14 protein-coding genes and 1 pseudogene are annotated in these 17,713 nt (G+C 63.7%); 6 read left to right on the top strand and 9 right to left on the bottom strand.

Features of this window, described 5'->3' with window-relative positions; translation table 11 throughout:
- A pseudogene (locus AC1DZU_RS28695) lies at positions 1-153 on the top strand (electron transfer flavoprotein subunit alpha/FixB family protein); the annotation flags it as partial.
- Positions 154-270: 117 nt separating this feature from the next.
- Positions 271-1,149, top strand: coding sequence for a 3-hydroxybutyryl-CoA dehydrogenase (locus AC1DZU_RS28700; protein ID WP_095084859.1), 879 nt, complete (start codon positions 271-273; stop codon positions 1,147-1,149).
- A 26-nt stretch (positions 1,150-1,175) separates the two neighbouring features.
- Here the strand turns inward: AC1DZU_RS28700 and AC1DZU_RS28705 are convergent, their stop codons facing one another.
- The 3 genes from AC1DZU_RS28705 to AC1DZU_RS28715 all read right to left on the bottom strand — a co-directional run bounded on the left by AC1DZU_RS28705 (position 1,176) and on the right by AC1DZU_RS28715 (position 4,597).
- Positions 1,176-3,092: a PAS domain S-box protein gene (locus tag AC1DZU_RS28705; protein WP_477289958.1), complete on the bottom strand. Its 1,917-nt coding sequence runs from the start codon at positions 3,090-3,092 to the stop codon at positions 1,176-1,178.
- A gap of 313 nt (positions 3,093-3,405) precedes the next feature.
- A complete protein-coding gene (locus AC1DZU_RS28710; protein ID WP_477289959.1) occupies positions 3,406-4,044 on the bottom strand; it encodes an NrsF family protein in 639 nt (212 codons plus the stop codon).
- Position 4,045: 1 nt separating this feature from the next.
- Entirely contained in the window at positions 4,046-4,597 is a 552-nt protein-coding gene (locus AC1DZU_RS28715; RefSeq protein WP_477289960.1) for a sigma-70 family RNA polymerase sigma factor, read from the bottom strand.
- 205 nt (positions 4,598-4,802) lie between these two features.
- On the opposite strand from AC1DZU_RS28715, the gene AC1DZU_RS28720 reads away from it, so the two are divergent.
- The 3 genes from AC1DZU_RS28720 (at position 4,803) to AC1DZU_RS28730 (ending at position 8,644) form a co-directional block, all read left to right on the top strand.
- Positions 4,803-5,810, top strand: a complete 1,008-nt coding sequence (locus tag AC1DZU_RS28720; RefSeq protein WP_477289961.1) for an iron ABC transporter substrate-binding protein — start codon at positions 4,803-4,805, stop codon at positions 5,808-5,810.
- Between the two features lie 174 nt (positions 5,811-5,984).
- Positions 5,985-7,565, top strand: coding sequence for an ABC transporter permease (locus tag AC1DZU_RS28725; RefSeq protein WP_477290069.1), 1,581 nt, complete (start codon positions 5,985-5,987; stop codon positions 7,563-7,565).
- Complete coding sequence (locus AC1DZU_RS28730) at positions 7,562-8,644, top strand: ABC transporter ATP-binding protein (protein WP_477289962.1); 1,083 nt, start codon at positions 7,562-7,564, stop codon at positions 8,642-8,644. Before AC1DZU_RS28725 ends, AC1DZU_RS28730 begins: the two co-directional genes overlap by 4 nt.
- 47 nt (positions 8,645-8,691) lie before the next feature.
- Here AC1DZU_RS28730 and AC1DZU_RS28735 read toward each other — a convergent pair whose 3' ends face one another.
- The 5 genes from AC1DZU_RS28735 to AC1DZU_RS28755 form a co-directional block, all read right to left on the bottom strand.
- Entirely contained in the window at positions 8,692-9,501 is an 810-nt protein-coding gene (locus AC1DZU_RS28735) for a phosphodiesterase (protein ID WP_477289963.1), read from the bottom strand.
- A 62-nt stretch (positions 9,502-9,563) separates the two neighbouring features.
- Positions 9,564-10,664 carry a sn-glycerol-3-phosphate import ATP-binding protein UgpC gene (locus tag AC1DZU_RS28740; protein ID WP_477289964.1) on the bottom strand — a complete coding sequence of 367 codons (1,101 nt, stop codon included), beginning with the start codon at positions 10,662-10,664 and terminating at the stop codon, positions 9,564-9,566.
- A 14-nt stretch (positions 10,665-10,678) separates the two neighbouring features.
- Positions 10,679-11,593 (bottom strand): ABC transporter permease subunit, encoded by a 915-nt coding sequence (locus AC1DZU_RS28745; RefSeq protein ID WP_095084868.1) that lies wholly within the window; start codon positions 11,591-11,593, stop codon positions 10,679-10,681.
- Positions 11,594-11,600: 7 nt separating this feature from the next.
- Positions 11,601-12,485, bottom strand: coding sequence for a carbohydrate ABC transporter permease (locus tag AC1DZU_RS28750; protein WP_477289965.1), 885 nt, complete (start codon positions 12,483-12,485; stop codon positions 11,601-11,603).
- A gap of 157 nt (positions 12,486-12,642) precedes the next feature.
- Positions 12,643-13,995: an extracellular solute-binding protein gene (locus AC1DZU_RS28755; RefSeq protein ID WP_477289966.1), complete on the bottom strand. Its 1,353-nt coding sequence runs from the start codon at positions 13,993-13,995 to the stop codon at positions 12,643-12,645.
- A 571-nt stretch (positions 13,996-14,566) separates the two neighbouring features.
- Between AC1DZU_RS28755 and AC1DZU_RS28760 the strand changes: the two genes are divergently transcribed.
- The gene (locus tag AC1DZU_RS28760; RefSeq protein ID WP_477289967.1) at positions 14,567-17,005 is read left to right on the top strand and encodes a putative bifunctional diguanylate cyclase/phosphodiesterase; all 2,439 of its coding nucleotides are present in this window, start codon (positions 14,567-14,569) and stop codon (positions 17,003-17,005) included.
- On the opposite strand, the gene tlpA is transcribed toward AC1DZU_RS28760, so the two are convergent.
- Entirely contained in the window at positions 17,002-17,688 is a 687-nt protein-coding gene (tlpA, locus tag AC1DZU_RS28765; RefSeq protein ID WP_477289968.1) for a thiol:disulfide interchange protein TlpA, read from the bottom strand. The genes AC1DZU_RS28760 and tlpA overlap by 4 nt on opposite strands.
- Positions 17,689-17,713 lie beyond the last annotated feature (25 nt).

The following is a 17,713-nucleotide window of genomic DNA, read 5'->3' on the forward strand; positions in this document are numbered from 1 at the left end:
TCCGGCGCCATCCAGCACCTCGCCGGCATGAAGGATTCGAAGGTCATCGTCGCCATCAACAAGGACGAGGAGGCACCGATTTTCCAGGTCGCCGACTACGGCCTCGTCGGCGACCTCTTCGTCATCCTGCCGGAACTGCAAAAGGCGCTTTGACGCTGTCTGCCAAAGCGTATTAAATAGTGAGGGGTGGGGTAGACGAAGTCGCCCCGCCCTTTTAGTTTGCACCGCACAAAAAGCAGGCCGCAAAGGCCTTTTGACGGGATCGGTGTAATGAGCAAGATCGAGACGATCGGCATCATCGGCGCGGGCCAGATGGGCGGCGGCATCGCCCATGTCTCCGCCCTTTCGGGCTACAAGGTGCTGATCTACGACATATCGCCCGACCGCATCGAGAAGGGTATCGCCACCATCAGCGGCAACATGGCCCGCCAGGTAGGGTCAGGCAAGCTCGACGAGAAGGTGCGCAACGAAGCGATGGCGCGCATCGCCTCCGCCCCGGCGATGGCCGATCTTGCCGGCGCCGATCTGGTGATCGAGGCCGCGACCGAGGACGAGACGGTCAAGCGCAAGATTTACGCACAGCTCTGTCCGCAGCTTAATCCCGAAGCCATCCTGGCGACCAACACCTCGTCGATCTCGATCACGCGGCTTGCCGCGCAGACCGACCGGCCGGAGCGCTTCATCGGCATCCATTTCATGAACCCGGTGCCGCTGATGAAGCTGGTCGAGCTGGTGCGCGGCATCGCCACCGAGGACCAGACGTTCGAGGCGGCGAAGACCTATGTGAAGCAGCTCGACAAGACGATCACGGTCTCGGAGGATTTCCCGGCCTTCATCGTCAACCGCATCCTGCTGCCGATGATCAACGAGGCGATCTACACGCTCTATGAGGGTGTCGGCTCGGTCGACGCCATCGACACCGCCATGCGGCTCGGCGCCAACCATCCGATGGGCCCGCTGCAGCTGGCCGATTTCATCGGGCTGGATACCTGCCTGTCGATCATGCAGGTGCTGCATGACGGCCTGTCGGATTCGAAATACCGTCCCTGCCCGCTGCTGGTCAAATATGTCGAGGCCGGCTGGCTCGGCCGCAAGACCGGGCGCGGCTTCTACGACTATCGCGGCGAGCATCCCGTTCCGACGCGCTAATCAGGTCTGAGGCTGATCGGCCGGGATCACGAGGCCGCGGCCAGCGGCTCGGGCGGTTCCGTCCTGTCGTCCATGACCTCGCCGTCCAGCGCCACGCAAACGCAGCCGCGGCCGGCCGCCTTGGCCGCATAGCAAGCGGCGTCGGCCCTGGCGATGATCTCGTCGACCTCGCCGCAACTGGCGCCGATCGCAGCCAAGCCGATGCTGGCGCCGATTACGTGAGGACGGCCATCCCAGGCGAAGTCCAGGCCGCGTATCGCATCGATGATGGAACGCGCCGCGATCTTGGCGCCGGCAGCCGAACCCGATTTCAGGATGACCGCGAATTCGTCGCCGCCCAGGCGCGCGACCATGTCTTCGGGACTAAGCACGCCGCGAATTGCCTCGGCAACCCGCTTGAGCAAGGCGTCGCCGGCTGCGTGGCCGCCGGTGTCGTTGACCAGTTTGAAGTGGTCGAGGTCAATGAACATGAACTGATGTCCGCTGCCCGAGGTGCCTTCCTTGCGGGCCTGATCGACCAGTTCCTCCATGGCGCGGATGAAGTTCGAGCGATTGGCAAGGCCGGTCAGTGCGTCATGTGCGGCCGCATGGGCAAGCTGACGCTGCAGCGCGCGCGCATCGGTGAAGTCCTGGAAGACGATGACCAGTCCGCAGAATTCGTTTCGCTCGTTGATGATCGGCGACACCACCTGACGGATGCTGCAGCGCGTATCGTCGCGCCGGATCAGGACGGCTCGACTGTTCTGGTCGGCAGGCGCCTGGCTGCCGATGGTCGGCCGGGTGACGCCGATCCTGTGCCCCGTCTCCTCGTCGACCGCCCAGTAGACGTGGCCAAGCATCTTGCCGAGGGCCTCGCCGCCGGCAACCCCTGTCAGCTTTTCGGCGACCGGGTTCATGAAGGTGACGCGGTTTGCGGCATCGGTGCAGATGACTGCATCGCCGATCGACTGCAGCGTCACCCTCAGCCGCTCCTTCTCATCGGCCAGCATCGCCGCCGATACGGTGAGGCGTGCTTCCGCCTCCTTGCGCCGGGTGATGTCGGTCAGGCTGCCGATGGCCCTGACCAGCCGCCCCTCCTCGTCACGCTCGATGGCCTTGCCGCGGTCGAGGATCCATATCCAGTGGCCATCCCTATGGCGCATCCTGAATTCGGCTTCGAAGTAGGGCGTGTTGCCGTCGAGATGGGCGCGATCCGCCTCGGCGACGGTCTCGCGATCGTCGGGATGGATCATCGTCAGCCAGCGGTTGGGATCACCGTCGAGCTCGCCATCCTCAAAGCCCAGCATCTTGCCCCAGGTCTCGGAGTACGTCGTCCCGCCCTTGCGCATGTCGAGATCCCAGACGCCCTGGCCGGCGCCGGCAAGCGCAAAATTCCAGCGCGTTTCCGCTTCGGCAATGCGCGCCTCGGCCTGCTTGCGTGCGTCGATGTCCTCGATCTGCGAGACGAGATAGAGCGGACGGCCGCTCCTTTCGTCGCGGATGACGGAGCCCGCAAGATGCGCCCAAACGGGTGTGCCATCCTTCCTGAGATAGCGTTTCTCGAAGTGGAAGGAATTGACCGTGCCCGCCTTCAGACCAGCCATCGTTTCCCGGCCGATCTGGATATCGTCGGGATGCGTGATCTGGAAGAAGGTCAGCGCCTCGATCTCCTCGCGGCTGTAGCCGAGCATGGCGGCAAAGGCCGGATTGGTCTGGAGAATGCGCCCGTCGAGGCCGACAACGGCGATGCCGATCGCCGAATCCTCCATGGCGCGGCGGAAGCGCTGCTCGCTCTCCGCGATCTGCCGGCGGTCCTTGCTGATCCGGCGGTTGAACAGGGCTGCGAGGCAAAGCGCACCCACCGCCACCGCCACCGATATCTGCAGGCAGAATTTCAGCACCTCGGTGCCGGGATCCAGTCGCGACAGCAGAATCGAGGCTGCCCCAACACAAAGGCCGGCCACGAGCAGCACCAACCCTGCGTGCCCAAAAGATCTTCGGCCGGTCAATCCTCGCCCCATCACGATACGTGCCACCCCCGTGCGCAAACGCATGTTGTCCCGCCGACCTTGGCGGATCGATTTTAAAGAATGGTTGCGTGCGGCATGCCGGCGCGATCAGTAACCGACAAACAATTGCCGGCATGATTAAGGATCGGTGAGCAGGGGGCGCGACGGAGCAATTCCAGGAAAAGTGTGAAGCGCTTTCCGTCCGGAATTGCGTCAAACAAAAAGATGGAGCGGTTCGGCGTTTCCGTGAACCGCTCCGGGCGCCGCACTACCAGCGCACGAAAAACCGCCCGCCGAGCGCGCCAAGCAGCGCGAGGATCGCGATCGCTATTGTGTACCAGGTGGCGACGAAAAGCGGCGAATCGTCGAAGCAGTGCGCGGCGTAGAAGGTTGCCGCCAGCCCGCCCCCAAGCAGGCCCGCGACCGCACCGGCAAGCACCGGCCGTGTCGGCGCGCCGTAGCGTAGCATCCATAGGAAAATGGCAAGCGGGCCAATGCCGATCAGCGGAATGAAGCCCATGCAGATCATCATGTTGGAGCCGACCATCCTTGTGCCCCAGTCCGCCTCGGGCACGGCGAACAGCTCAAGAACCACAGCCAAGGCCACCAACAGCGGCGCGGCGACCATCCCAGCCATTGCCCTGCCGGTCGGCGCACCGGGTGTCGACAAGGCACGGATCAGGGCAAATGCGCTGACGGTAAGCACGATGGTGAAGACGAATTTGGAGAGAAAGCGCATCGTGTGCGCGGCCGCCATGAAGTCGGGGCGCGGGCCGATCGTCAGCAGGAAAATGATGGCCGCGACAACTGCTGCCGCACCGGCGGCCATCCACCAGGCCGATTGCAGCGGCATCGCCTTGCTGCGGGCATCGGCGTCCAGGGCCTTGATGAGATCGTCCGTCCTCATGTCATTCCCGCCCGAATCGCCCCTGCCCGAATCGCTTGGCTATCGCGGCAAGCCCCCGATGCAGCGACACCCGCACCGCCGTCTCGCTGATGCCGAACCTGGCCGCCGTCTCGCCGATCGACCGCCCCTCCACCGACACGGCAGAGACCACGGAACGCTGTGCCGGTGACAGGCCGTCCAATGCCCGGTTGATGTCGCGTTCGCTGACGCTCTCCTGTTCCGGTTCGGCGAAGGTCTCGGCGATATCGTCGACATCGATCTCGATGCGCCGTCCGCGCCGCCGGAACGCGTCGATCAGTTTGAAGCGGGCAATCGCATAGACCCACGGCAACACCGGCGCATCCTGGCGCCAGGTATGTCGTTTCACATGAATGGCCAGCAAGGTTTCCTGCACGACATCCTCGGGATCGACCCCGCCCTGCACGATCTTGCGCCTGACAAAACCGCGAACCAGCGCGGCAATCCGGTGCAGAAAGTCGACGTAAGCCTTTTCGTCTCCCGCGATCGCGGCCCGCATCAGCCGGGAAAGCTCGGCCTCATCCTTGCCGGTCACAAGAGTTACTCCCCGATTTTCGCGTCTCGGCAGTGATTTGTTACGTGGCCGGCGAAATAATGTCCAAGCCAAATTACCGGCAAATCACGAAAGTTTGCGTCTCGGCGCTTGATTAAAATAGGCAAGACAATGTTGACTATCCCTGTCAGGTATTGATAGGTGCAGCCGTGACAGACGCAAGCCCCCCGAGATCGAGGACAATGCCATGAAATATGCTCTTTCCACCCTCGTCGGCGCCACCGCGCTGGCAATTAGCCTGATCGCCGGCCCGGCGATGGCGGAAGATAGTGGCATCATTGTCTACAACGCACAGCACGAGAACCTGACCAAGGCGTGGGCCGAAGGCTTCACCAAGGAAACCGGCATCAAGGTCACTGTCCGCAATGGCGGCGACAGCGACTTCTCCAACCAGATCGTCGCCGAAGGCGCTGCCTCGCCCGCCGACGTGTTCCTGACCGAAAACTCGCCTGCCATGGCGCTGGTCGAAAGTGCCGGCCTGTTCGCGCCGGTAGACGCCGACACGCTGGCGCAGGTTCCCAACGACTATCAGCCGGCCAGCGGCAAATGGGTCGGCGTCGCCGCACGCAGCACCGTCTTTGCCTACAACAAGACCAAGCTGACGGCCGACCAGCTTCCCAAGTCGATGCTGGATCTCGCCGATCCGAGCTGGAAGGGCCGTTGGGCCGCCTCGCCGTCGGGCGCCGATTTCCAGGCCATTGTCAGCGCGTTGCTGCAGCTCAAGGGCGAGGCCGCCACCGCGGACTGGCTGAAGGCGATGAAGACGAATTTCACCGCCTACAAGGGCAACAGCACGGTGATGAAGGCGGTCAATGCCGGTGAGATCGAAGGCGGCGTGATCTACCACTATTACTATTTCGGCGATCAGGCCAAGACCGGCGAAAACAGCAAGAATGTCGAACTGCATTATTTCAAGAACCAGGATCCGGGCGCATTCGTTTCGATCTCCGGCGGCGGCGTGCTGGCCTCGAGCAAGCATCCGAAGGAAGCCCAGACGTTCCTCAAGTGGGTGACCGGCAAGGGCGGCCAGGAGATCTTGAAGACTGGCGATTCTTTCGAATACGCGGTCGGCAAGGGTGCCGAGTCCAATCCGAAGCTGGTGCCGCTGGCCGATCTCCAGGCACCCAAGGTCGATGCCACGACGCTGAACTCCAAGAAGGTCACCGACCTGATGACGGCAGCCGGCTTGCTTTAGTTGCCATTCCTCCTAAAAGGACAACCAACCACGCTCCCGCGGGAATTGGCCTTCCGCGGGAGTGATTTTGTTTTTCGAGATGGCATTCGTCGATGACGACACGCTGTGTTCCCGACCGCAATTGCGGTCCTTCAACTGCTGCCGCTGGACGGCACCGGCGCGGCGTCTGACCTGATGCAGTCTGCGGTCGATCTCGCGCGCTCGGGCCTGCCTGCGGGCACAGCCCGAAGGGCTCGGCGACGCGCGGCACCCTGGCTGGTCATCGCCGCCATCTTCGTTTCGCTGCTGGCGCTGCTGCCGCTGGCCTTCATCATCTGGATCGCGGTGCAGACCGGTTGGGAAACAGTCTCGGCTCTGGTCTTCCGGCCGCGTGTCGGCGAACTTCTGGTCAACACGGTCCTGCTGGTGTTGCTGGCCGTGCCGATCACCGTCGTGCTGTCGGTGGCGCTGGCCTGGCTGACCGAGCGCAGCGACCTGCCTGGCGCCCGGCTCTGGGCCTGGCTGTGCGTGGCGCCGCTCGCCATCCCGGCTTTCGTGCACAGCTACGCATGGATCACCATGGTGCCCAGGCTGCACGGCCTGTGGGCCGGCGTGCTGGTTTCCGTCATCGCCTATTTCCCGTTCCTCTATCTGCCGGTGTCGGCGGCGTTGCGCCGGCTCGATCCCGCCCTCGAGGACGCCGCGGCGGCACTCGGCCTTGGCCCGTGGCGCGTATTCTGGCGCGTCGTGCTGCCGCAACTCAGGCTCGCCATCTGCGGCGGCTCGCTGCTGGTCGGGCTGCATCTGCTGGCCGAGTACGGCCTCTATGTCTTCATCCGCTTCGACACCTTCACCACCGCGATCGTCGACCAATTCCAGTCGACCTTCAACGGACCGGCGGCCAACATGCTGGCCGGCGTGCTGGTGAGCTGCTGTTTCGTGCTTCTGGGCCTCGAAGTGCTGGTGCGCGGCGAAGAGCGTTATGCGCGCGTCGGCTCAGGCGCCGCACGACACCAGCAGCGCACGCCCCTCGGTCGCGCCACAATCCCGTGCCTGGCCGTGCTTGCCGCCACCACGCTGCTGGCGCTTGGCGTGCCTTTCGTCACCATCGGCGGCTGGCTGGCCGCCGGCGGCACCGCCGTCTGGCGCTTCGACGAGATCGGCCTGGCGCTCGGCCAGACGCTGTTCCTGGCGCTCGCCGGCGCATTGCTCGCCACCGTCGCCGCCATGCCGATGGCCTGGATCTCGATCCGCGCGCCCGGACCATTGCAGCGCCTGCTGGAGGGCTGCAACTACATCGTCGGCTCGTTGCCCGGGGTCGTCATCGCGCTGGCGCTGGTCACCATAACCGTGCGCATCGCCATGCCCCTCTACCAGACCCTGTTCACCATCCTGGTGGCCTATGCGCTGATGTTCCTGCCGCGCGCGCTGGTCAGCCTGCGCGCTTCGATCGCGCAGGCGCCGGTCGAACTCGAGCGCGCTGCATCCAGTCTCGGCCGGCCGCCGCTGCAGGCGCTGTGGTCGACCACGATCCGCCTGTCGGCGCCAGGTGCCGCGGCCGGCATGGCGCTGGTGGCGCTCGGCATCATGAACGAACTGACCGCCACCCAGATGCTGGCGCCGAACGGCACCCGCACGCTGGCGATGGCGTTCTGGTCCTACAGCGGCGAGATTGATTACGCCTCGGCGGCCCCTTACGCCTTCATCATGGTGGCGATGTCGCTCCCCTTGACCTGGCTGCTCTATGTCCAGTCGAAACGGATGGCCGGACGATGAGCTTTCTCGAAATCAGCGGCCTGCACAAGCATTACGGCCCGGTGGCGGCACTTGCCGGCGTCGACCTGAGCGTCGTCAGCGGCAGCCGCACGGCGATCGTCGGCCCATCCGGTTGCGGCAAGACGACCTTGCTGCGGCTGATCGCCGGCTTCGAGGCGCCGGACCAGGGCCGCATCACGCTCGACGGCGAGGTGCTGGCCAAGGACGGCAGCGCGGTGCCGGCGCATCGTCGAGGCATCGGCGTGGTGGCGCAGGACGGCGCGCTGTTCCCGCACCTGACCATTGGCGACAATATCGGTTTCGGCATGGGTCGCGGCGAGGACAAGCGCGCCGAGCGCATCGCCGAACTCGCGTACATTGTCGGGCTCGACAAGGCGATCCTCAAACGCCGCCCCCATCAACTCTCCGGCGGCCAGCAGCAGCGCGTGGCGCTGGCCCGCGCGATGGCGATGAAGCCGCGGCTGATGCTTCTCGACGAGCCGTTCTCGGCCCTGGATACCGGCCTGCGCGCCTCCATGCGCAAGGCCGTCGCCGAACTCCTGAAGGCAGCCGGCATCACCACCATCCTGGTGACGCACGACCAGGCCGAGGCGCTGTCCTTCGCCAGCCAGGTGGCGGTGATGCGCGACGGCAAGTTCTCGCAGGTCGGTACGCCGCGCGAGCTCTACCTCAAGCCGAAGGACAGGATGATCGCCGAGTTCCTCGGCGACGCCATTATCCTGCCGGCAAAGATATCAGGCGGCTTCGCCTACTCTCCGCTCGGCCGCATCGCCGTCGATACGTCGGACAGCCGCGATGTTGTCCGCATCATGCTGCGGCCGGAGCAGATTGCCTTGAAGCGCACATCGCGCGAAGGCATGTCAGGCACCCCTGACATGCTGTTCGGCGAAGTGACGGAATCCGAATTCGCCGGCTCGATGTGCACGGTCGCGGTGCGGCTTCTGAACAGCGCCGATCCGCCCGACGCCGCCGCGATCGGCAACACGCCGCTGATCCTGCGCAAATCGGGCATGGACGCGCCAACCGTCGGCGAGATCGTCCGGCTGACCGTATCGGGAACGGCGCACGTGTTCGCCTGAACGGTGGAAGGCCTGGCGACGCTGCGGCTCGACGCGGCGCCGCCGGCTCACGCCGTGATGCGTTCGCCGGTTTCGCCGGAATAGGTCGGCCATTGTTCAAGAAAATCGCAGCCATGCACGACCACGCGCCCGTTGGCGCTGTCGACGAGGATGACTGCGTAGGAGGGTGGCGCCTGCTCGACGATCTCGCTCGATCTGTCGAGGGCGAGCTCGAACCTTGCATGCAGGCCGCGCTGCGCCGAGAACGGAATGCCGGCGACCGTTCCGGCAATGTCGCGATGGACGTGACCGAAGAAGATGTGGCGGACGTTGCCATGGCGCCGCAGCAGGCCGAGGAAGCGTTCGGGCTGCTCGAGCGCCAGCGGATCGAGCTGCGGCAGGCCGAGCGCGACCGGCGGATGGTGCATGAAGACATAGGCAGGCCTGCCTGCGGTCTCTTCGAGCCGGGCGTCGAGCCAGGCAAGCCGCCTTTCGCACAATTCGCCTTCGATGCGTCCTTCCGCCAGGCAGTCGAGGAACAGCAGCACCTCGTCGGCCATCTGATGCGCCGACTGCACGAAACCGTTCCCATCGACCGGAACTTCAGGAAATGCCGCGGCAAGATTGGCCCGCCGGTCATGGTTGCCCGGCAGCAGTCGCCAGGGCACCGACAGCGCGTTCAGGGCTGTCCTGAGATCGGCATAGCTCTCGGGCGCTCCGGTCTCTGTCAGGTCGCCGGTGAAGACGCAAAGCACCGCGTCGGCGTGATGCGCATTGATGTGCGCGATGCATGAAGCCAATCGCTGGTGCAGGTCGACGCCATAGCGGCGCTCGCCCTGCCGGCCAAGATGGACATCGGTGACCTGGATTATTTTCATCGTACAACCGTCTTGCCAGTGCCGGCTGCCCCATCATCGGCGACAGTGACTGCCTTCATAAATCAGAGTACCGGCTCCGGCACCGAAGCCTTGAAGACCTCGAGACGGGTTCCCGTCTCCGACGAGAAGAAATGCAAGTCATCCGGCGAAAACCGCAGACCGACAGTGCTGCCTGGTTCGGGGTGGACGGCCTCCGAAGTCATGACGGAGAACGACGCGCCGTCGAGATCGACATAGATGACCCGTCCAGCGCCCAGTTCCTCGACGAGGTCGACCGTCGCGTCGAGCGCGCCTGTGGTGCCGGGCGCCACCAGACGGACGGCCTCCGGCCGGATGCCGACGGCCACCCGCGTGCCGACAGCCAGACCGGCGCGTTGAACGGCAAGGCGCCGGCTGCCGCCGAGCAGCGAAAGCCCGTCGAGCTCGACCGTGCCTTCGAGCATGTTCATCGCCGGCGCACCGACGAAGGTGGCGACGAAACGGCTGGCCGGACGGCTGTAGACTTCACCGGGTGTGCCGACCTGTTCGACACGTCCGCCATTCATCACCACCAGCCGGTCGGCCAGTGTCATCGCCTCGACCTGGTCGTGGGTGACGAACACGGAGGTGGCGTTCAAGCGGCGATGCAACTTGCGGATCTCCGAGCGCATCTGGACGCGCAGTTTGGCGTCGAGATTGGACAGCGGCTCGTCGAACAGGAACACCTTGGGTTCGCGGATCATCGCTCGGCCCATGGCAACGCGCTGCCTCTGGCCTCCGGAAAGCGCCATCGGCTTGCGGTCGAGCAGATGTTCGAGTTCCAGCGTACGGGCAACCGCCTGGATGCGCTGCGTACGCTCGGCGGCTGGAACACCCGCGACCTTGAGCGAATAGCCGATGTTCTGCGCCACGCTCATATGCGGATAGAGCGCATAGTTCTGGAACACCATGGCGCAGCCGCGCTCGCGCGGTTCCAGCTTGTTGACGACGGTGCCGTCGATCGCGATCGTGCCGCCGGAGATATCCTCCAGTCCGGCGATCATGCGAAGCAAAGTGGACTTGCCGCAGCCGGACGGCCCGAGGATGACGACGAATTCGCCCGACGCGATATCGAGGTCGACGCCGTGCACGACCTGCGACTTGGCGTAGCTCTTCTTGACGTCGCGAATGGTGATGGAGGCCATCGGCCGTCTCCTTGTTACTTTTCGGTGGCGATCAGGCCGCGCACGAACCAGCGCTGCATGGCGACCACGACAATCAGCGGCGGCAGCATGACGATAAGCGTTCCGGCCATGGCGATGTTCCATTCCGGGATGCCGCCAACATTGGGGATAAGCTGCTTCAACTCGGTGACCGCTGTCGCATGCGACTGGTCGGTGGTGATGAGCAGCGGCCACAGATATTGGTTCCATGCCCACAGGAACATGATGGTTCCAAGCGCCGCCATGTTGTTGCGCGACAGCGGCAGCAGGATGTCGATGAAAAAGCGCAAGGCACCGGCGCCGTCCATGCGCGCGGCCTCGGTCAGCTCATCGGGAACCGTCAGGAAGAACTGCCGGTAGAGGAAGGTGCCGGTTGCCGTCGCGATCAGCGGCAGGATAAGTCCGGAATAGGAGTTGAGCAGCCCGAGGCTGAGCGAGACCTGCACGCCCGAGACTTTCTCGATGAGCCAGCTCAGACCAGTCAAATCGAGGATGGTCTGATAGGGCGACAGAACGTTGGCGACCACTGCGTAGGTCGGCACGATGCGCACTTCCAGCGGCAGCATCAGCGTGACGAAGATCAGCCAGAAGATGAAGGTGCGGCCGGGGTAGCGGAAATAGACGATCGAAAAGGCGGTGAGCGCCGAGATCATCACTTTGCCCGCCGCGACGCCGGCAGCCATGATGAAACTGTTCAGAAGCTTGGGGCCAAGGTCGGCGGTCGTCCAGGCCGTCTTGATGTTGAGCCAGAAGTCGCTGCCCGGCAGCAGCGACATCGGCACGTCGTTGACATCCTTGAGATTATGCGACGCGGCAATGGTGACGACCACGAACGGCGCGATGCAAAGCACGAAGCCGACGAACAGGATCACATGCGTGAAGAAATTGAGGAAAGGGGTGCGCTCTACCATATCGGCCTCATCTGTAGTGCACACGCCGCTCGATGAAGCGGAACTGGAAAATGGTCAGCACGATGATGAGCAGCATCAGGATGATGCTCTGCGCGGCGGCACCCGAGTAATCGAGCCCTTTGAAGCCGTCGGAATAGATCTTGTAGACCATCAGGTTGGTGGCGTTGGCCGGCCCGCCCGAGGTCATGATGTCGACGATGCCGAAGGAATCCTGGAAGCTTTCGGTGATGTTGATGACCAGCAGGAAGAAGACCGTCGGCGTGATCAACGGGAACTGGATGTCCCGGAAACGCCTCATGACGCCCGAGCCGTCCATCGCCGCCGCCTCGATCAGCGAACGCGGGATGGCTTGAAACGCGGCGAGGAAGAAGATGAAATTATAGCCGACATATTTCCAGGAGAAGGCGACGATGATCGAGGCCATGGCGTCGGCGCCATCAAGGCCAGGGTCCCAGAAGCCGGGCCAGACCTGGTTGACGACGGCCATGAAGCCCGCTTCCGGCGCCAGGATGAATCGGAACGCCATTGCCAGCGCCGGAGCGGCGATGCCGTAGGGCCAGATCAGAACCACGCGATAGAAGCGCGAGCCGGCAAGCTGCCGGTCGGTCAGCGCCGCGAGCACGAGCGCGATGAACATCGCAAGCCCGGTGCTGATCCCGGCAAAGACCAGGCTGGCGGTGATCGAGTTCCAGTAATCGGCGTTGGACAGGATCGAGCGGAAATTGTCGAGCCCGACCCAGATGTTGCCGCCGCCCCAGGGCTGCTGCAGCGTCAGCGACCAGTAGACCGCCTGACCGGCCGGCCAGTAGAAGAACGTGAAGATCAAGAGGAGCTGCGGCACCGCGAAAAGGATGCCGATCGTCCAACTGCTGAAGGTAACGCGTTTTTCCATCGGTCCGCCGACGCCGCTTTACAGCTGGCTTAGAGCAAGGGAGACTAGTCTACGAAATGGCCGCCCGTCGACCCAAGCATGATCCCGAAAGTGGAAACCGGTTTTCGGAAAAGATCATGCTTGGACAAAACCGCAGGGGGGCCACGTAGATCCGAGATCAGGGCAGGGTCTTGCCCGGATAGGTCTGCTGGAAGCGGTCAAGGATGGCGTCGCCATTCTTGACCAGCGTGTCGAGGCCTTCCTTGACGCTGACCTTGTTGGCGAAGATCGCCTGCATCTGCGTGCCGAACTCGGCGCGGATCTGGGTGAAATTGCCCAGACGGATACCGCGGGTGATTTCGGTCGGCTCGGACGCGGTCAGGCTGGCGATCGCGGTTTCACGGCCCTTGAAGGGCGCCTTGTCGTAGAAGCCATTCGACTTCATGTAGTCGAAGCCCGACTTGGTCACCGGGATGTAGCCGGTGTTGGTCGACCAGAACAGCGCGGTCTTGGGATCGTGGATGAAATTGAGGAACGCGGCCGCGCCCTTGTATTCCGCGTCCGACTTGCCCGAGAGCACCCACAGCGAAGCGCCGCCGACCAGCGAATTCTTGCGCTCGGTGCCGGCGTAGGCCGGCAGTTCGGCGACATCCCAGTTCATGCCTTGTTTCTGGGTCTTGCCGACGGTGCCGTGGTCGCCGACCGAGGTCATGATGACCTGGCAGGTGCCCGAGGCGAAAGCCTGGACCATGTCCTGGCCGAGGTCCTTCGACTTGATCTTGATCAGGCCGGCGTCATACCACTTCTTGAGGTCGGTGACATACTGGACGAACTTGGTCTTGTTGACTTCCAGGCGGGCGTCGAGGCCGTCATAGCCGTTGTTCTTGGTGGCGATCGGCTGGTTGTGGATGGCCGAGAACTGCTCCATCAGCTGCCAGCTTTCATTGGCCGAGATGTTGATCGCCATCGGGCATTCGTAGCCGGCGTCCTTCATCGCCTGCAGGTCGGCGCCGACATCTTCCCAGGTCTTCGGCGCCTCGGTCTTGCCGATCTTGGCGAAGGCGTCCTTGTTCCAGTACAGCAGCGCCGTCGAGGAATTGAACGGGAACGACAGCATCTCGCCCTTCGACGTTGCGTAGTAGCGCGCGATGCCGGGGAAATAGTCGGCGTAGTCGATCTTGTAGCCGTTTTCTTCCATCAGCTTGTCGGCCGGCTTGTAGGCGCCCGACAGCATCATCGTGGCGGTACCGACATCATAGACCTGGACGATGGCGGGCTGTTTGCCGGCGCGGAAGGCGGCGATGGTGTTCTGCAGCGTGGCGTCATAATTGCCCTGGCTGGTGCAGACGACTTCATAGTCGGACTGCGAGGCGTTGAAGTTCTTGCACAGCGTGTCGACGACCCGTGCGAGGTCGCCCGAAAGGCCGAACCAGAAATCGAACTTGGTGGGCGCAGCGGCCGCTGGCAGCGCCATGGAAACGCTGATTGCACCGGCGGCAAGAGCCGCCAGGCCATTTTTGATCATCGACATGAATCTCATTCCCTGTTGAGTGGCTCGTTTCAAGGATCGTTGCGCAGGTCCCGGGCCGTCTCATAGAGAAAGTATGTGACAGTTCTGCTGTGCCTTTTCAGGCCTGTGGACAGCCAATCTCTCCTCCCTCGACGGCTTGCGCCGGCATGAAATGAAAACGTCATATCGGCGCCCTAGGTACCTAGGGCGTCGAAAACTGGCGTAAAGGCCCACGTCGTTAACCGGCTAAAAATGGATAGACGAAATGCTTGTCTCGCAGCTGACACATGTGCCGATCGCCGACCGCGAGGCCATGCGCGAGGGGCCGCGTGATAGCGCGACCCATCTGCGCCTCGCTGCCGCCACTCCCGCGCTGGGTCAGATCGAGATCGGCGGCAGGGCCTCTGGCCTGGCCCTGAGCCACTTCCGACCCTATGAAACCGCGTCCACCCGAACGACAGGCCAATCTCCCGCAGCCGTACCTGCCCGGCAAAGCACGCCAGGGTTGCAGCGTACTTAATCGATCCTTCAACTGCCAGGGACTAATCAATGCTATTGCCTTGTTTATTCCCGGTAGATCAGGTGAGAGAAGATGCTGACGGTCTACAATTGTATCGTCAATGAACACGATTTGAGACTAGTGGCGCTCGCCGCCCTGATCTGCGGAATATCTTCTTTTTCTGCCGTCAACCTGCTTCACCATGTCGGCCGGTCGACAAATCGAAACCGGCTTGCCTGGTTGATGATCGCGGCGGCGTCGACCGGCTTCGGTATCTGGGCAACGCATTTCATCGCCATGCTTGCGTTCACGCCGGGCATACCAAACGCCTACAATCCGGAACTCTCCGTGCTCTCGCTTGCCGCCGCCGTCGTCGTGACGGCCGCCGGCATGTGGGTCGCCACGTTGCGCAACGGGCTCGACCATTATCTCGTCGGCGGCGCCATCCTGGGCGCTGGCATCGCCACCATGCACTACATCGGCATGGCGGCGTTCGAGGTGCAGGGCCGGATCGAATGGAACCCGCTGCTCGTGGCGGTCTCCCTGCTGGCCGGGGTAACGCTCGCCGCGCTGGCGCTTGTGGTTGTCCTGCGTCGCCCATCGCTATCTGCGACACTGGGCGGCGCCGTGCTGTTGACGCTGGCGATCTGCACCTTGCATTTCATCGCGATGGGCGCGGTGTCGATCGTCCCGGATTCCTCGATCGAGATATCGCCATACACCATCGCGCCCACTTCGCAGGCCTTTGCCGTGGCGGCCGCCAGCCTGGTGATCCTTGTTCTCTCGGGCACGGCACTTTGGATCGATCTGCGCTTCCGCCGCCAGAAGCTCGAGGCCGACCGCATGCACGGTTTGGCCAATGCCGCCGTGGAGGGTCTGATCGTCTGCGACGGTAACCGTGTCATCAGCGCCAATGACAGCATGGCGAAGCTGACGGGCATGGCCACCGCGACGCTGAATGGGATGCAGCTTGGCGACCTCTTCGGGTCCGATATGTCCGGCTTCGGCGAGCAGCCGCAGGAGGCCGAATTGAGGGCACACGACGGCACGGGCATTCCTGTCGAACTGATCGCCAGGAGCATCGACTATTGTGGCAAGCCTCACAACGTGCTCGCAGTCCGCGACATTCGCGAGCGCAAGAAGGCGGAACAGGAAATCCTGCGCCTTGCGCATTTCGATCCGTTGACCGGACTTGCCAATCGCCGCAGTTTTTCCAGCCGGCTCGAGATGGAAATCGCGGCGATGGGCCGGGCCAGGAAAACCGGCCACCTGGCGCTGCTGCTGCTCGATCTCGACCGGTTCAAAGAGGTCAACGACCTCTACGGTCACGGCGCCGGCGACGCCATGCTGCAGAAGGTTGCGCAGTGCGTCACCGGCGTCCTTCGCCAAGGACAGATGGTTGCGCGGCTGGGCGGCGATGAATTCGCCATCATCGCCCCAAACCTGACCGACCCCTTGGAGGCCGGCCGCATCGCCAACGCCGTGCTGAACGCGATGCGCGAGGAAAACAGGCTCTCGGTCGGCGGTGGTCTCGTGTCGGCCAGCGTCGGCATTGCGCTTTTTCCGTCGGATGCCGAAAACCAGGCCAGCCTGATAACCCACGCCGATACCGCACTCTACCGGGCCAAGACCGAAGGCAGGGACACATACCGCTACTTCGAGGCCTCGATGGGGGCCGAGGCGCGCGACAAGCGCGTGATGGAGCACGAACTGCGCCAGGCTGTCGCGCGCAAGGAGTTCTACCTCGTCTACCAGCCGCAGAAGGAGATCAGCAGCGGAAAGATGGTCGGCTTCGAAGCCCTGATCCGTTGGCGGCATCCGACGCGCGGCGACGTGCCCCCGACCATATTCATCCCGATCGCCGAAGACAGTGGAGCCATTGGCCAGATTGGCGAATGGGTGTTGACGGCGGCCTGCGAGGAAGCCGCCCGCTGGGAAAATCCGCTGACGGTGGCCGTCAACGTTTCGGCGGTGCAGCTTCACAATCCGAGTTTCAGCCGCAAGGTCCACGAAACACTGCTGAATTCCGGTCTTGCACCCGGCAGGCTGGAACTTGAGATCACCGAGACGGCGCTTGTGAAGGACATGCCGCGCGCGCTGGCGACCTTGCGGCAGGTTAAGGCGCTGGGCGTGCGCGTGGCCATGGACGATTTTGGAACCGGCTATTCCTCGCTCTCCAACCTTCGCGCCTTTCCCTTCGACAAGATCAAGATCGACGGCTCCTTCATCAAATCCGTCGACAAGAACGGCCAGGTCGCGGCAATCGTGCGCGCCGTTCTGGGGCTCGGGCGCGGCCTCGGCCTGCCGGTTCTGGCGGAGGGTGTCGAGACGCTCGGCGAGCTGAAATTCCTGGATGCCGAAGCCTGCGAGATCGGCCAGGGTTACTATATCGGCAGGCCTGGCCTCATCGAGGAGTTCGGCGAGCTGACCGGTGTCGACGCAGCCACGGTCAGCAACGACGCCGCCGGCCAGCGCAACAGAAGCGTCCTGGCCTTCGCACCCGCGCCTGCACTGAGTGTGGACAGAGCCTAGCTTTCGGGCTGGAGCGCGGCCTCGACCAGTCGCTTTGCGTCCGGCCCCGACCATTCGGCAGGGCCGTTCATATGAGCGATCAGGCAGCCTTCACCGTCGATCAGCATGGTGGCGGGAAGGCCAAGCGCCAGGCCGCGCGTCTTGAGATCGTTGAACACGGCCATCGTCGAATCCCGGTAGTAGCCGAGCGTCTCGACGCCTGTCTCGCTGAGGAACTTCTTCGGCTTCACATCGTCGCCGGCATCGACATTGACGGCGACCACCTGAAAGGCGTCGCTGCCCTTTTCCTTCTGCAGCGCATCGAGCGCCGGCATTTCGGCACGGCACGGCGCGCACCATGTCGCCCACAGATTGAGCAGCACCGTCTTGCCGGCAAGGTCGGCGAGCGTCATCGGCTTGCCGTCCGGCCCATTGAAGGCAAGGCTCTTCAACGATTGCGGCGGATCGGCCGGCAACAATGCCGCGACCTCGCCGGTGGCCGCTGCCGCCACCTTCTTGGCGCGCTCGCCCTTGGCGGCGCAGGCGACATCGTCCTTGCTGTCGCCGACAGCCACCTGGTGCTCGGCGTTGTTGCCAGACCGGCTCTCGCTGACATATACCGCGACCGCGCCGGCCAGCGCGCCCGCCACCAACGCGGCGAGGATCAGGCGCGGGGCCGGGAAGAATCTATTACCGTCTGCCATTTTCTCAAAACTGCTCCGAAGCACG

This window comes from Mesorhizobium sp. P2_A12 (genome assembly GCF_056405075.1).